Source organism: Angustibacter luteus (assembly GCF_039541115.1).
Classification (GTDB): domain Bacteria; phylum Actinomycetota; class Actinomycetes; order Actinomycetales; family Angustibacteraceae; genus Angustibacter; species Angustibacter luteus.
In genome coordinates this window covers 593,559-608,517 of record NZ_BAABFP010000002.1, presented here as the reverse complement: position 1 = coordinate 608,517, position 14,959 = coordinate 593,559, and the positions used below count along the sequence as shown (strand labels likewise).

15 protein-coding genes are annotated in these 14,959 nt (G+C 73.6%); 12 read left to right on the top strand and 3 right to left on the bottom strand.

The window, feature by feature from the left end:
- Positions 1-173: 173 nt before the first annotated feature.
- From mtrA to ABEB17_RS02850, 10 genes are all read left to right on the top strand, one after another.
- Positions 174-854 carry an MtrAB system response regulator MtrA gene (mtrA, locus tag ABEB17_RS02895; protein ID WP_345715061.1) on the top strand — a complete coding sequence of 227 codons (681 nt, stop codon included), beginning with the start codon at positions 174-176 and terminating at the stop codon, positions 852-854.
- Complete coding sequence (gene mtrB / locus ABEB17_RS02890; protein ID WP_345715060.1) at positions 851-2,524, top strand: MtrAB system histidine kinase MtrB; 1,674 nt, start codon at positions 851-853, stop codon at positions 2,522-2,524. The genes mtrA and mtrB overlap by 4 nt, the downstream gene beginning before the upstream one ends.
- Positions 2,521-4,308: an LpqB family beta-propeller domain-containing protein gene (locus ABEB17_RS02885; RefSeq protein ID WP_345715059.1), complete on the top strand. Its 1,788-nt coding sequence runs from the start codon at positions 2,521-2,523 to the stop codon at positions 4,306-4,308. Before mtrB ends, ABEB17_RS02885 begins: the two co-directional genes overlap by 4 nt.
- The gene (locus ABEB17_RS02880) at positions 4,305-4,961 is read left to right on the top strand and encodes a ComF family protein (protein WP_345715058.1); all 657 of its coding nucleotides are present in this window, start codon (positions 4,305-4,307) and stop codon (positions 4,959-4,961) included. The genes ABEB17_RS02885 and ABEB17_RS02880 overlap by 4 nt, the downstream gene beginning before the upstream one ends.
- Positions 4,962-5,140: 179 nt before the next feature.
- On the top strand, positions 5,141-5,797 hold the full coding sequence (hpf, locus tag ABEB17_RS02875; protein WP_345715057.1) for a ribosome hibernation-promoting factor, HPF/YfiA family: 657 nt from the start codon (positions 5,141-5,143) through the stop codon (positions 5,795-5,797).
- Positions 5,798-5,858: 61 nt separating this feature from the next.
- Positions 5,859-6,530: a response regulator gene (locus ABEB17_RS02870; RefSeq protein WP_345715056.1), complete on the top strand. Its 672-nt coding sequence runs from the start codon at positions 5,859-5,861 to the stop codon at positions 6,528-6,530.
- 32 nt (positions 6,531-6,562) lie between these two features.
- A complete protein-coding gene (locus ABEB17_RS02865; protein ID WP_345715055.1) occupies positions 6,563-7,102 on the top strand; it encodes a DinB family protein in 540 nt (179 codons plus the stop codon).
- Between the two features lies 1 nt (position 7,103).
- Positions 7,104-8,339, top strand: a complete 1,236-nt coding sequence (locus ABEB17_RS02860) for a winged helix-turn-helix domain-containing protein (RefSeq protein WP_345715054.1) — start codon at positions 7,104-7,106, stop codon at positions 8,337-8,339.
- 73 nt (positions 8,340-8,412) lie between these two features.
- Positions 8,413-9,777 carry an MFS transporter gene (locus ABEB17_RS02855; protein ID WP_378227058.1) on the top strand — a complete coding sequence of 455 codons (1,365 nt, stop codon included), beginning with the start codon at positions 8,413-8,415 and terminating at the stop codon, positions 9,775-9,777.
- Positions 9,778-9,947: 170 nt separating this feature from the next.
- The gene (locus tag ABEB17_RS02850) at positions 9,948-11,471 is read left to right on the top strand and encodes a DUF4153 domain-containing protein (RefSeq protein WP_345715052.1); all 1,524 of its coding nucleotides are present in this window, start codon (positions 9,948-9,950) and stop codon (positions 11,469-11,471) included.
- An 11-nt stretch (positions 11,472-11,482) separates the two neighbouring features.
- Here ABEB17_RS02850 and ABEB17_RS02845 read toward each other — a convergent pair whose 3' ends face one another.
- Positions 11,483-12,439: a GlxA family transcriptional regulator gene (locus tag ABEB17_RS02845; RefSeq protein WP_345715051.1), complete on the bottom strand. Its 957-nt coding sequence runs from the start codon at positions 12,437-12,439 to the stop codon at positions 11,483-11,485.
- A gap of 86 nt (positions 12,440-12,525) precedes the next feature.
- Between ABEB17_RS02845 and ABEB17_RS02840 the strand changes: the two genes are divergently transcribed.
- Positions 12,526-12,786, top strand: a complete 261-nt coding sequence (locus tag ABEB17_RS02840) for a hypothetical protein (protein ID WP_345715050.1) — start codon at positions 12,526-12,528, stop codon at positions 12,784-12,786.
- Positions 12,787-12,796: 10 nt separating this feature from the next.
- Here ABEB17_RS02840 and ABEB17_RS02835 read toward each other — a convergent pair whose 3' ends face one another.
- Complete coding sequence (locus tag ABEB17_RS02835) at positions 12,797-13,936, bottom strand: GNAT family N-acetyltransferase (protein WP_345715048.1); 1,140 nt, start codon at positions 13,934-13,936, stop codon at positions 12,797-12,799.
- A 70-nt stretch (positions 13,937-14,006) separates the two neighbouring features.
- On the opposite strand from ABEB17_RS02835, the gene ABEB17_RS02830 reads away from it, so the two are divergent.
- Positions 14,007-14,309 (top strand): GNAT family N-acetyltransferase, encoded by a 303-nt coding sequence (locus tag ABEB17_RS02830; protein ID WP_378227059.1) that lies wholly within the window; start codon positions 14,007-14,009, stop codon positions 14,307-14,309.
- Here ABEB17_RS02830 and ABEB17_RS02825 read toward each other — a convergent pair.
- Positions 14,306-14,920, bottom strand: a complete 615-nt coding sequence (locus ABEB17_RS02825) for a GNAT family N-acetyltransferase (RefSeq protein ID WP_345715047.1) — start codon at positions 14,918-14,920, stop codon at positions 14,306-14,308. The genes ABEB17_RS02830 and ABEB17_RS02825 overlap by 4 nt on opposite strands.
- Between the last annotated feature and the right edge of the window lie 39 nt (positions 14,921-14,959).

Genomic DNA, 14,959 nt, shown 5'->3' with positions numbered 1-14,959 from the left:
TCGTGCCACGCGGCACCCGCCCCGCACGGCAACGGCGGCCATCCCGCGGCCCCGCCCCGGCGCGCGACTGTGGACAAAAGTACCGAGCAGTAGCACAGGGATGGGATCATGGCTCAGGCGGACCTCCCCGCCGGCACGTGGACATGCCCTCCGGGCGGACGAGGAACGGGTCGATGAAGGGTCGCGTACTGGTCGTCGACGACGACATCGCACTGGCGGAGATGCTCGGGATCGTGCTGCGCGGTGAGGGCTTCGAGCCCGTGCACTGCGGCGACGGCGAGGGCGCCATGGCCATCTTCCGCGAGGTGCGTCCCGACCTCGTGCTGCTCGACGTCATGCTGCCCGGCGTCGACGGCATCGAGGTGTGCCGGCGGATCCGCGCGGAGTCCGGCGTGCCCATCGTCATGCTCACCGCCAAGAGCGACACCGTGGACGTCGTCGTCGGCCTCGAGTCGGGCGCCGACGACTACGTGGTCAAGCCGTTCAAGCCGAAGGAGCTCATCGCCCGGGTCCGGGCCCGGCTGCGCAGCTCCGGTGACGCCGCTCCCGAGCGGCTGGACATCGGCGACCTCACCATCGACGTCGCCGGCCACTCCGTGGTGCGCGACGGCGAGCCGATCTCGCTGACGCCGCTCGAGTTCGACCTGCTCGTCGCGCTCGCCCGAAAGCCGTGGCAGGTGTTCTCCCGCGAGGTGCTGCTCGAGCAGGTCTGGGGCTACCGGCACGCCGGAGACACCCGCCTGGTGAACGTGCACGTCCAGCGGCTGCGCTCCAAGATCGAGCGCGACCCCGAGCACCCCGAGATCGTGGTCACGGTGCGCGGCGTCGGGTACAAGGCGGGCAGCTCCGGGTGAGGTGGACGACACGTCTCTGGTACGCCCTCGGGCGGCCGGTGGCAGCGGTCCGCCAGCGCTGGCGGCGCTCGCTGCAGCTCCGCGTGGTCGCCACGACCATGCTGCTGGGCCTGATCGTCGTGCTGGCCCTGGGCACCGTCGTGCTCCAGCGCATCCAGTCCGGCCTGGTGGAGGAGCGGCTGAACGTCGCCCGCGGCGAGGCCAGCCGCGGGCTGGCCGACGCGCAGAGCCAGCTCGCCACGGTGAGCGACTCGTCCGGCCTCAACCTGCTGGTCAACGACATGCTGCCGCGGCTGGCCTCACCACCACCGGACGACAGCCGAGACGTGATCCTGCTGCGCAGCCTGGGCAACGACAGCCCCGCGGTGCTGCCCGACCTCAACTCGCGCACGGTCTCGCGCTCGATCATCCCGCCCGAGATGCGCGCGCGGGTGGCGAAGTCGGGCAACCAGGAGGAGCAGTTCATCAAGATCCGGTACACCGGCAGCGACCGCACGGTGCCCGGGATCGCGATGGGCTCCACGGTCAACGTGCCCGGCGCCGGGCCCTACGAGCTCTACTTCGTGTTCAGCCTCGCCCGCGAGCAGGAGACCATCAACCTGGTGCAGCGCAGCCTGGTCGGCGGCGGCGTCGTGCTGGTGCTGCTGGTCGGCGGGGTGGCGTACGTGGTGACCCGGCAGGTCGTGCGGCCGGTCCGGCAAGCCGCGATGGTGGCCCAGCGGCTCTCCTCCGGCCGGCTGCAGGAGCGCATGGTGCCGCGCGGTGAGGACGACCTCGCCAAGCTGGCCGCGTCGTTCAACACGATGGCGCACAACCTGCAGACCCACATCAGCCAGCTGGAGAACCTCTCCCGGGTGCAGCAGCGGTTCGTCAGCGACGTCTCGCACGAGCTGCGGACGCCGCTCACCACGATCCGGATGGCCGGCGACGTGATGCACGAGGCCCGGGCCGACTTCGCGCCGGCCGTGGCGCGCTCGGCAGAGCTGCTGCAGACCCAGCTCGACCGCTTCGAGGCACTGCTGTCCGACCTGCTCGAGATCAGCCGGATCGACGCCGGCGGCGACCTGCTGGACGTCGAGCAGGTGGACCTGCGCGACCTGGTCGCCCGGGTCGTCGAGAACGAGACGTCGCTGGCCGTGCGGACGGGCAGCGAGCTGGTCATCGAGGACGACGGCGTCCCCGTGCTCGCCGACGTGGACCCGCGGCGGATCGAGCGCATCCTGCGCAACCTCGTGGTGAACGCGCTCGAGCACGGCAACGGCAAGCCGGTGCAGGTGCAGGCCGCGGTCGACGAGGACGCCGTGGCGATCTCGGTCCGCGACCACGGGGTGGGGCTGCGCCCGGGCGAGGCGGCGCTGGTCTTCAACCGCTTCTGGCGGGCGGACCCCTCGCGGGCCCGCACGGTGGGCGGGACCGGCCTGGGGCTGTCGATCGCCATCGAGGACGCCCGGCTGCACCACGGCTGGCTGCAGGCCTGGGGCGAGCCGGGCAAGGGCTCGTGCTTCCGGCTGACGCTGCCGCGCACGGCCGGGGGTGAGCTCACGTCGTCCCCGCTGCCGCTGGCTCCGGAGGAGGACGACGAGCCGGCGGCCGCGGTCGGCAAGGCCTACCAGCGGTTGCCCGTCCCGCCGGCGCCGCTCGGTGGTGCGCCCTGGTCCGGCCCGCGATGAGCGCGCACCGGATCGCCGGCCGCGCGGTCGGCCGCCAGCTGATGGTGGTGGTCGGGGTCCTGCTGGCCGGCGCGCTGACCGCGTGCGGCGCCGCGATGCCCGACTCGGGGGTCGCCGGCGCCGGACGTCCGGTGGGCGACAGCCTGCGCGAGCCGCTGCAGATCGCGCCCCAAGGGCCGCGGCCCGAGGCCGGTCCCACCGAGATCGTCGGCGGTTTCCTCAGCGCCGGCGCCGGGTCGGACGAGGACCACGCCGTCGCCCGCACGTTCCTGGACGGCGACGCGCTCGAGCGCTGGCGGCCGAACCAGGGCACCGTGGTCTACGACGACAAGTCGCTGACCGTGACGGCGCACGGCTCCGGCACCACGCGGCGGGTCGTCGTCTCGGCGCCCGTCTACGCGACCATCGACGCGTCCGGCCGGTTCGTCGCGGCCGCACCGGGCACGACGGACAGCACCACCTTCCAGGTGCGCCGGCTCGGCCAGGTCTGGCGGGTCGAGACCCTGGCAACGGACTTCGGGCTGTGGATGTCCCGGTACGAGTTCGAGCGGGCCTACACCCCGCTGCGGGTGGCGTTCGTGGCCATCGGCACCCACCACCTCGTCTCCGACCTGCGCTGGTTCACCGGACCGCGCGCCAGCCTGGCGACGCAGGCGGTGCGCGCCGTGCTCAACGGACCGCCCGACTACCTCCGGGGCGCCGTGGCCACCGGCTTCCCGCCGGGCACGACCCTCGGGGTGGACGCCGTCCCCACCTCGGGCGGCACCGCGGCGGTCGACCTGTCGACCCGAGCCCTGGCCGCCACCCCGGACCAGCGCGAGCAGCTGTTCGCCCAGCTGCTCGAGACCTTGCGCCAGCTGCCGAACGTGACGGACGTCAGCGTGACCGCCGGTGGCGGGGCGTTCCCCATCCCGGGCGTGGAACCTGGCGGGTCCGACGCCGACCTCGGCTTCCGCGCCGAGGTGCCGGTCTCCGGGCCGGTGCTCGTACTGTCCGACGGTCGGCTGATGAGCGCCGACCCCGCCGCCGGGACCATCAGCCCCGACGTGACCGGGCGCTTCGCCGGGCGGCTCGACGTCAGCAGCCTGCGCTCCATCGCGGCCGGCCCGCAGGACGACGCCCTGGTCGGGGTCGACGTGTCCGGCCGGCGCCTGCTCAGCGTGTCCGCCCAGGCCGACCCCGAGCCGCTCACCTCCGGCGGCGACCTCGTCCCCCCGGTCATCGACCCGTCCGGCTGGGCCTGGACCGCCGACCGAGCCGGCACGGGCGGGGTCGTCGTCACGCCGGCCACTCGGTCCAACGCGGTCGCTCCAGCGACCGACGAGTCGGTCGTCCCGCTGCGTCCCGACTGGCTCGCCCACCAGCGGGTGATCGCCGTCGACGTGTCCCGCGACGGCAGCCGGCTGGCGGTCGTGTCTCGTGCGCCGGACGGCTCGACCCGGCTGGACGTCGCCGGCATCGTCCGCAACGAGGAGGGGGCACCGACGTCGCTCGCGCAGCCCTTCCAAGTCGGCCGACCACTGCGGTCGGTGGCCGACGTGTCGTGGGCGGACCGCACGACGCTGGTCGTGCTCGGCGGCAACCCGGGTCAACGGCAGCCGTACCAGGTCGAGGTCGGCGGCCGGGTGGTCGCGCTGCCGAAGCTGAAGGGTGCGGTCGGGGTGTGGGCGGGGTCCGGCGTCCAGTCGGTGTACGCGGTCACCTCGGCCGGCCAGGTCGCCGTGCGCAGCGGGAACGGGTGGCGGACGCTCGGCCCGGGAACGGCGATCACGATCCCCACGTGAGGGAGCTGGTCGACCTGGTGCTGGCCGTGCGCTGCGCCGGCTGCGGCGCGGACGGCGCCCGCTGGTGCCCCGGCTGCGCCGAGAGCCTGGGCGGCCCACCGGTGCGCAGCGAGCGCGGCGACCTGCAGGTGTGGGCCGCGGCCCCCTACGACGGCGTCCTGCGCGAGGCGCTGAACGGCTGGAAGGACCACGGCCGGGCCGACCTGGACGCCGTCCTGGCCGGTGCGCTGTCCACCCTGCTCGCGCACGCGCCGGTCGCCGGACTGCCCGGCTCGGGCCACGGTGCCCTGGTCCCGGTGCCGTCGTCGGCGACGGCCCGGCGGGCCCGCGGCCGGCAGCCGGTGCGCGACCTGGCGCTCGCCGTCCGGCCCCGCCGGGTCGTGCTGCCCGCGCTGCGGCACGGGCGTCCGCTGACCGACCAGGCGGGGCTGGGGCAGCAGGCCCGGGCCCGCAACCTGGCGGGGGCGATGCGGGTCCGCAGCGGCTGGCGGGGGCGGCTGCGCGGTCGTCCGGTGTGGCTCGTCGACGACGTGGTCACCAGCGGTGCCACGCTGCTCGAGGCGGCCCGCGCGCTGCGGGCGGCGGACGCCGTCGTGGTCGGTGGGGTCTGTCTCGCGGCCACCCTCCGTCGACGGCCAAATGATCTTCGGTGAGATCTGCCGCTGGTGACCGCGCTGGCGTACGGTCGGTAGATGAGTCGCCAGACCGTGGTGCGTCGAGGCGGAACGGCCCGCCCGCGGCACGGTCGACAGGGGCATCGGGGGTGGTGCCGCGACTCCAACCCGCCGTATCCCGCCAGCAGGTGGGTGAGCGAGGAGAGGGAGGACCCACTGTGGAGATCGTGGTCACCGGACGGCACGTCGAGGTCAAGGACCGTTTCCGCCGCCATCTGGAGGAGAAGCTGTCCAAGGTCGAGGAGGTAGCCCCGCGGATCCAGCGCTTGTCGATCGTGCTCTCGCACGAGCCCAACAAGCGGCAGGTCGAGAGCAGCGAACGCATCGAGATCACCTGCCACGGCAAGGGTCCGGTCGTGCGCGCCGAGGCCGCGGCGACGGACTACTACGTCGCGCTGGACAAGGCCACCACGAAGCTCCTGGAGCGGTTGCGTCGCGCGCACAGCCGCAAGGTCGAGCGCCGGGGCAAGGCCGCGGAGTCACTGGCCCAGGCCTCCGCCCGGTTGGCCCCCGAGCTGCCGGAGCTCGGCGAACCGCAGACCAACGGCACCTCGGACGCCGCCGCGAGCTCCCTGGACGACAGTCCCATCGAGATCCGCGAGAAGGTGCACTCGGCCCCGCCGATGACCCTGGAGCAGGCGCTGTACGAGATGGAGCTGGTCGGCCACGACTTCTTCCTGTTCTGCGACGCCGACACCGGTCAGCCGAGCGTCGTCTACCGCCGTCGAGGCTGGGAGTACGGCGTCCTGCACCTGGACGTCGAGCAGAACGGGGCGGGTTCCACCGCGTCGCAACGCGCTGCCGCCACGGGCTGAGGTCGGTTCGTGACAGAATGCTCCGGTCGCCCGTCGCGGGCGACGGAGAGTAGGGAACCCCGTGGGTGAAGGCGAGTCGATCCGGGTCCTGGTCGCGGACGACCACGCCCTCTACCGGCGTGGCCTGGAGATGGTGCTCGGTGCCGAGGAGGGCATCGAGATCGTCGGCGAGGCCAGCGACGGTGCGGAGGCGATCCGCCGGGTGGAGGAGCTGCTCCCCGACGTCGTGCTGATGGACATCCGGATGCCACGCCGCTCCGGCATCGAGGCGTGCACGGCCATCAAGGACGTCGTCCCGTCCACCAAGATCGTCATCCTGACGATCTCGGACGAGGAGTCCGACCTGTACGAGGCGGTGCGGGCGGGCGCGAACGGCTACCTGCTCAAGGACGTGCCGGGCGAGGAGATCGCCGCGGGCATCCGCGCGGTGGCCAGCGGGCAGTCGCTGATCAGCCCGTCGATGGCCAGCAAGCTGCTCACCGAGTTCGCCTCGATGATCAAGAAGAGCGAGGAGCGCCCGCAGCTGCCCGTCCCGCGGCTGACCGAGCGTGAGCTCGAGGTCCTCAAGCTGGTCGCGCGCGGCATGGCGAACCGGGACATCGCCAAGGAGCTCTTCATCAGCGAGAACACGGTGAAGAACCACGTGCGCAACATCCTGGAGAAGCTGCAGCTGCACTCGCGCATGGAGGCGGTCGTGTACGCCGTGCGCGAGAAGATCCTCGACCTGACCTGAGCCTGTCGGTGGGCTAGGGCAGGATCGGCCGCATGACCTGGACCGCGCCCGTGCCCGAGCCCGCCCCGACGCTGGGGACCGGATCCGAGCGAGCGCAGCTCGAGGAGTGGCTGGACCAGCACCGCTCGACGCTGCTCTGGAAGTGCTCCGGGCTGACCGCCGAGCAGCTGAAGGCCGAGGCGAACCCGCCGTCCGTGCTGACCCTGCTCGGCCTGGTCCGGCACCTGGCGGACTGCGAGCGCTGGTGGTTCACCCACCACGCGGCGGGGTTGCCGATGGTCGAGCTGTACTGCACGGACGACGAGCCGAACGCGGACTTCGACGGCGTGCCGGACGCGCACGCCGGCGCGGACATCGAGACCTTCTGGCGCGAGGTGGCGGCCTCGAAGGCCGCGACCGCCGGGCTGGACCTGGACGCGCCGGTGACGACGTCCTCGGGTCGGACCGTGAGCGTGCGCTGGGTCTTCCTGCACATGCTCGAGGAGTACGCGCGGCACAACGGGCACGCGGACCTGCTGCGCGAGCAGGTCGACGGCGCGACGGGCGACTTCCAGCACCGGGCGAGCAGCTGACGTGCCGCTCCCGGAGCGGCTGACGGCGGGCGCGGCCCGGCGGATCGCGTTGGCGGCACAGGGTTTCGCCGACCCCCGCCCGACGGGTCCGGTGACGATGCGGCACGTGCAGCGCGCCATCGACCGGCTGGGGATCGTGCAGATCGACAGCGTGAACGTGCTGGCCCGCAGCCAGTACGTGCCCTTCTTCTCCCGGCTCGGTCCCTACGACACCGCGCTGCTGGACCGGGCCCGGGACCGCCGTCCGCGCCGGCTCGTCGAGTACTGGGCGCACGCGGCGAGCCTGGTGCCGCCGTCCACGCTCCCGTTGCTGCGCTGGCGGATGGAGCGGGCCCGGGAGGACGCGTGGGGTGGCATGGTCCGCGCCGAGCAGGAGCACCCGGGGCTGGCCGCGGTGATCCTCGGTGAGGTGCGCGACCGCGGCCCGATCACTGCGGTCGACCTGGAGGTGGCGATCGCGCACGACATGCCGCGCGACCGCACGGAGTGGGGCTGGAACTGGTCGGTGGTCAAGCGGCTGCTCGAGCTGCTGTTCTGGGCCGGCGAGGTGACGTCGTCGGGTCGCAACAGCCAGTTCGCCCGGCTCTACGACCTGCCGGAGCGGGTGCTGCCCGCGGAGGTCGTGGCGGCGCCGACGCCGGACGACGACGAGGCCCACCGCCGGCTCGTGTCCATCTCGGCCCAGGCGTTCGGGGTGGCCACCGAGTTCTCCCTGCGGGACCACTTCCGGCTCGGCGTGGTCGAGGCGCGGCAGGCAGTGGCGGAGTTGGTGGACACGGGCGAGCTGGTCCCGGTCACGGTCGAGGGGTGGAAGCGTCCGGGGTACCTGCACGCGGCGGCCCGGCGGCCGCGGCGGGTGCGGGCGCGAGCCTTGGTCAGCCCGTTCGACTCGCTGGTCTGGGAGCGCGCGCGGGCGCTCGACCTGTTCGGCTTCGACTACCGCATCGAGATCTACGTGCCGGCGCCCCAGCGTCGGTTCGGCTACTACGTGCTGCCCTTCCTGCTGGGGGACACCCTGGTCGCCCGGGTCGACCTCAAGGCGGACCGCAAGGCGGACGGCGGGGCCGGGGTGCTGCGGGTCCAGTCGGCGTGGGCGGAGCCGTCTGCGCCGGCGCAGACGCCGGCCGAGCTCGCCGCCGAGCTCGTGACGATGGCCGGCTGGCTCGGCCTGGGTTCCGTGGCCGTGGCGGGTCGCGGTGACCTCGCGCCCGCACTGAGTGAGCAGCTGCGCGCCTGACCGAGCGCCTGACCGAGGGCCTGACCGAGGTCCTGATCGAGCGCCAATTGGTCGCTGGTTGGCCGGATGCGTGATGGAGCGGAGCCGGGGAGCCCGGCAGGATGGCGGGGTGAGAAGGTTCCACGTTCATCGCGCCTGGCTGGTCGCCCTGGTGACCTTCGGCGCGCTCATCTGCGCGGCGGGGTTCCGGTCGAGCACCGGCGTCCTGATGGAGCCGCTGGAGGACGAGTTCGGCTGGTCCCGCGAGCTGACCTCGGGCGCGGTGACGCTGAACCTCATCGTGTTCGGGGTGACCGCGCCGTTCGCGGCCGCACTGATGGAGCGCTTCGGCATCCGCAAGGTGGTGGCGTCCGCGCTGTGCCTGGTGGCACTCGGCTCGGGGCTGACCACCCTGATGACCGCGCCGTGGCAGCTGGTGGCGTTATGGGGGCTCGCCGTGGGGCTGGGCACGGGAGCGATGGCGCTCGTCCTGGGGGCGATGGTCGCGAACCGCTGGTTCGTGAAGCACCGCGGTCTGGTGACCGGGCTGTTCTCGGCGGCGTCCGCGACCGGACAGCTCATCTTCCTGCCGCTCATCGCCTACCTGGCGGTGCACCTGGGCTGGCGCTGGTCGGCCGCCCTGGTGGCCGGAGCAGCCCTGCTGCTCGTGCCCCTGGTGCTGCTCTTCCTGGCCGACCGGCCGTCGGACGTGGGCACCACCCCCTACGGCGCCGACGGCACCGAGCCCCCGGACCCGGTGCGGGCGCAGGGCTCACCGGGTCGGCTGGCCCTGCGCACGCTGCGCCTGTCGTCCCGCTCGGGCACCTTCTGGGTGCTGGCCGGCACGTTCTTCATCTGCGGCTGGTCGACGAACGGGTTGATCGGCACCCACTTCGTGCCCGCCGCGCACGACCACGGCATGCCCGTGACGACGGCGGCGAGCCTGCTCGCGCTGATCGGGGTCTTCGACATCGTCGGCACGGTGGCGTCCGGCTGGTTCACCGACCGGGTGGACCCGCGCTGGCTGCTGGTCATGTACTACGCGCTGCGCGGACTGTCGCTGCTCGTCGTCCCGGCCCTGCTCGGCCCGAGCGTGCACCCGAACCTGTTCCTGTTCATCGTGTTCTACGGCCTCGACTGGGTGGCGACCGTGCCGCCGACGATCGCCCTGTGCCGCACCCACTTCGGGCTCGAACGCTCCAGCATCGTGTTCGGGTGGGTGTATGCCTCGCACATGATCGGGGCGGGGATCGCAGCCAGCTTCGCCGGGTCGATCCGCGAGCGCACCGGGTCGTACGAGGTGGCCTGGTGGACCGCGGGAGCCCTGTGCCTGGCCGCCGCTGTCGCGGTGCTCGGGATCCCGTCCCCGGGACGACGGCGCCGGACGCCGGAGCCGCCGCCGTCGACCCCGGACGAGACGCTGGGGCGCGAGTCCGCCGCCGGCGCCGTGGCGCACTGATCCTCCGGCGGCACTGATCCTCCGGCGGCACTGATCCTCCGGCGGCACTGATCCTCCGGCGGCACTGATCCTCCGGCGGCACTGATCCTTCACATCCGGCCGCCGACGTCCACAGAACCTGCGCGAAAGCGCTGAGCGCGAACGGTTCCCGCGCTCCTACGTTGACGGGCATGAGCGAGCAGCCGCGTCCCGTGCCCACCACCGGATGGCCCACCTGGCCCCAGCGACCGCCGTCCGCGACGGCTCGGGCGCTCCGCGAGTTCTGGGCGCTGCGGAGCCCAGGGGCGTCGACGGCGGTCCTCGGCGGCTGCCTGGCCGTGGCCCTGGTCGCCGGACCGCTGACCGTCGGGTTCACGCCCGGTCTCGGTCTCGCGGTGGTGGGGGCACTGGTCTGGCTGCCGGCGCTGCCCGCGCTGGTCCGGGGGCGGCGGTGGCTGGACCTGGCACTGGCCGCGGCGTCCGTCGCGCTGGTCGCGGTGGTGGCGGTCCGGGACGCCGACTGGCTGGTCGCCCTCTGCTTGCTGGCCGCCCTGGGCGCCGCCGCCGTCGTGGCCGGGGCGGCCCGCTCCACCCTCGCCATCCTGCTGAGCGGCGCGAGCTGGGCGGTGGGCGTCGTGCGGGCGGTGCCGTGGTTGCGGGACGGGGCGTCTCAGGCCGCAGGTGGACGGCGGGAACGGGTCCTGAGCCTGGTGCGCAGCCTCGCGCTGACCCTGGCGCTGCTGCTGGTGTTCGGCGCGCTCTTCGCCACGGCGGACGAGGTGTTCGCGAGCTACCTGCCCAGCGTCAGCGTGCGGCTGCTGCCCGGGCAGGTCGTGGTCGGCGTCCTCGCCCTGGCGGTCACGGCCAGCCTGGCGCACCTGGCCGGCAACCCGCCGTCCTGGTCGGACCTGGCGCTGGCACCGGCCCGGCCGGCCCGCCGGCTCGAGTGGTTGCTGCCGGTCGGCTCCCTGGCGGCGATGGTCGTGGCGTTCGTGCTGGTCCAGCTGGGTGGGGTGCTCGGCGGTCACCGGCACGTCCTGCAGGCGGCGCACCTGACCTACGCGCAGTACGCGCGGCACGGGTTCGCGCAGCTCGTCGCGGTGACCCTGCTGACCCTCGTGGTGGTGGCCGTAGCCGCGCGGCGGGCGCCGCGGGAGAGCGCGCGGGACCGGCTCGTGGTCCGGATCGCGCTCGGGGTGCTCTGCGTGGGCACCCTGGGGGTCGTCGCGTCCGCCCTGCGCCGGGTCGACCTGTACGTCGAGGCCTACGGCATGAGCCGGCTGCGGATGGTCCTGATCACCGGCGAGCTGTTCCTGGCCGCGGTACTGCTGCTCGTCATGGTGGCCGGGATCCGTTGGCGCGCAGCGTGGTTGGGTCGGGCCGTGGTGCTGGCGGCGGCCGTGTCCGTGCTGGCGCTGGCCGCGCTCAACCCGGACGCCCGGATCGTGCGGTACGACGCGCAGGCGCCGCTCGCGTCGGACCTGGACGTGTCGTACCTGCAGGGGCTGTCCGCGGACGCCGTCCCGGCGATGGACGCGCTGGCCGAGCCGCTGCGCTCGTGCCTGCTGTCGGGAGTCCCCGTCAACGCACCGCAGGGGTGGCGGGACTGGAGCCTGGGGCGCTCGAGGGCGGCCACCGTGACGGCGGCGGCGACGCCGGCCGGCGCCTACGCCGACTACGCCTGCACGCAGTACTTCCTGGCCACCGCGCCGTAGGTCCAGGACGGCTAGGCGCTGCTGCGGCAGAACGTACGTCGGTAGTCCGCAGGGGGGACACCGACGACCTTGCGGAAGTGGTGCCGCAGCAGCGCCGACGAGCCGAAGCCGGACCGCTCGGCGACCTGGTCGACGCCGAGCGAGGTGTCCTCCAGCAGCTGGCGGGCGAGCAGCACGCGCTGGGTGGTGAGCCAGCGGTGCGGTGTGGTGCCGGTCTCGGCGACGAAGCGCCGCGCGAAGGTCCGCTCGGACATGCTGGCCCGTCGGGCCAACGTCGCGACCGTGTGCTCGGTGCGCAGCTCGCTCAGCATGAGCTCGAGCACCGGCTGCAGGCTGTCCGCCTCGCAGCTCGGAATGGGCTGCTCGATGAACTGGCGCTGACCGCCGTCGCGCTGCGGGGGGACGACCATCCGCCGAGCGATGGTGGTCGCGGCCGCGGCGCTGACCTCGCGGCGGACCAGGTGCAGGGCGGCGTCGATACCCGCGGCGGTGCCGGCGCTGGTCACGAGGTTGCCGTCGTCGACGTACAGCACGTCCGGGTCGATGTCGGCGAGCGGGAACCGCTCGGCGAGCTCGTCGGTGTGCGCCCAGTGGGTGGTGCACGGGCGTCCGTCGAGCAGGCCCGCGGCGCCGAGCAGGAAGGCGCCGCTGCACACGGACAGCAGGGTCGCGCCGTTCGCCGCGGCCTGGCGCAGGGCATCGAGGACGGCGGGCGGGTAGTCGTCCCGGATCCGCGCGGCGGGGACGGCGACCAGGTCGGCCTTCCCCAGGTCGTCCAGGCCGTGGTCGGGCACGACCTGCGCGCCGACGCTCAGGCTCAGTGGTCGGCCGGGGTGCTCACCACAGACCCGGAAGTCCACCAGGGGCACGCCCTCCTCGGTGCGGTCGATCCCGAACACCTCGCAGATGACCCCGAACTCGAAGGGCGCGCAGTCCTCGACGAGCAGTACGGCGACGGTTCTCAGCACCCCTGCAGCGTACGTGGCAGGATCTTATTGCACAAGGGCATCTCTGCCACTAGTGGCGGCATATCAATGAGCGCATGATTACTGCCATGAGCACCGTACTGACACTCCTGGTCCTGACCGCCTTCGTCGCGCTGGTGCTGCGCCAGCTCGAGGTCAACGCCAAGCGCACCCGCGCCGGCGTCGACTCCACCGCCGGTTCGACCCAGCTCGACCGAGACGCCGAGCGGGTCTCCGCCGACCTCACCGCCGAGGCCCCGGCCCGGCTGGCCGGTCGCCGCGCCCACTCCGCCGTGCCCACTGCGCGGCGCCGCCGGCCGGCCGGCCGGCACGTGGCCCGCGCCGCCTGAAGCCTGACGTTCACCCCGGCGGGACGGCGTCCGCCAGTGCCTCGTACAGCTCGAGGTCCTGGACGGACCCGTCCCGCAGCCGGTCCACCCGGTGCGCGGTGCCGTAGGCCAGCAGTCCCGCTCGCTCGGCGACCGCCCGCGACGCGCTGTTCTCGGTGGCGGCGCGCAGGGTGACCCGGTCCACCCCGAGCCCACCCTCGGCCGGCGGGGCGAGGGCGTACTCGATGACCAGCCGGGTCGCCGCGGTCAGCAAGCCGCGCCCGCGGGCGTCGGGGTGCGCCCAGTAGCCGATCTCGTTGTCGGGCAACGGCCCGGCGAGCTTCATCAGGCTGATCGCGCCCAGGCACTCGTCGCTGGTCGCGTCCGCCACGCACCAGTACAGCCCGGCCCCGTCGGCTGCCTCGTCCTGGCGTGAGCCGACGTACCACTGCGCATCGGCCAGCGTGTACGGCGAGGGCAGGCCGGGCAGCCAGCGCTGGGTGCGCTCGTCGGCGCAGGCCTGCGCGACCCGCGGGACGTCGTCCGCGCGCCACGGCCGGAGCCGGACCTGCCCGTTCGCCAGCGTCGGCACGGCCAACCACGGGGAGATCGGCTCCATCGGGTCGCCCGGCACGATCGAGCCGATCCAGGCGTCGTGCTGCAGGCCGCGCTGGGGGCACAGCCCGCGAACCGTCCCCTCGACCCGGATCCCGCAGGCCCAGGCCACCCGCCTCGACGGCCAGTTGCCGACGTGCGCCTGCCAGTGCACGACCACCAGGCCCAGCCCGCCCTCCTCAGGAGCGCGGAACCCCCAGGTCAGGGCCTGCCGCAGGGCGCGCGACATCACGCCGCGGCCGCGCGCCCACGGTGCCAGCGCGTACCCGAGGTCGGCCGCGCCGGTCCGGTTGGGCCGCAGGCTGAGGTTGCCCGCGAACCGCGGCGGGCCCTGGTCGTCCGTCGCGTCGACGGCCCAGGTCAGGTCGTCGTCCGACTCGAGCCCGGCGATGAAGTCGACGGCGTGCTGGCGCTCGTAGGGCACCGGCACCGTCGTCCAGCGCTGCACCTGCGGGTCGCTGCACATCGCCAGCACGGCCTCGACGTCCGCCTCCGTGTGCGGCCGCAGCGTGATCGCGTCGGGGTGCTCCTCGTCGGTCAACGTGGGTGGCAGCATCGCCCCACCCTGGCGTCAGGTCGTGGCGCCTCGCAACGCCATTCAGGACGGCGATGGGCATGATGGCGCCATGGGTGACGTGCAGATCGAGGTCAGCGACCGGGCCGACAGGCACCGCTACGAGGCGACGGTGGACGGCGAGGTGGCTGGCAAGGCGTTCTACCGCCGGGACCACACCACCGTGACGTTCACCCACACGGAGGTGGACGACGCGTTCGAGGGTCAGGGCGTGGGCTCCACGCTGGTGCGCTGGGCGCTGGACGACGTCCGCCGGCAAGGCCTGCGGGTGCGCCCGCTCTGCCCGTTCGTGAAGGCGTACATCGAGCGCCACCCGGAGTACGCCGACCTCGTGGTGCCCGCCGAGGCGCCCTAGCGGCGGACCTGCCCGTGCAGGCAGACATCGTGCCGCACCAGCGGCGACTGCGCCGTCTCGCGCAGGGGCAGGAACACGTCGCGGCGTCCTTCGATGGCGAAGCCCGCGCGCAGCGCGGTGCGGCACGAGCCCTCGTTCTCCACCGCGTGGTCGAGCTGGACCCGGTGCACGTCGCCGCCCGCGGGGTCCAGCAGCCAGTCGCCCAGCAGCCGCAGCGCGGCGCTGGCCACCCCACGGCCCCGGGCCGTCGCGGCGACGCCGTAGCCGACGTCCACGATCGAGAACTCGACCATCGGGTGGTCCTTGCGCCAGTCCATGCTGCCGAGCACCCGGGAGGGGTCGGCCTCGTCCACGATGGCGAACGCGTTCGGCCGCCCGTCCGTCTCCGCCTGCATGGCCTTGCCGATCCGGGCCACGCAGTCGGCCTCGCTCGGCGGCTCGATCATCGGTGACCAGCGCCGCATCTCGGGGTCGGACAGCAGCTCGAGCAGGGCCGCGAGGTCATCCGGACGCCAGACCCGCAGGCGGATCCCGGCGCCGGCGATCCCGTCCGCCGGCCACCGCCCGGTCGCCGGCACGGTCAGGGGATCGGTGGGGGAGTGGTCGGCCATGACGGCAGTATCTCCGAAGCAGCCCGCAGCGATGCGTAC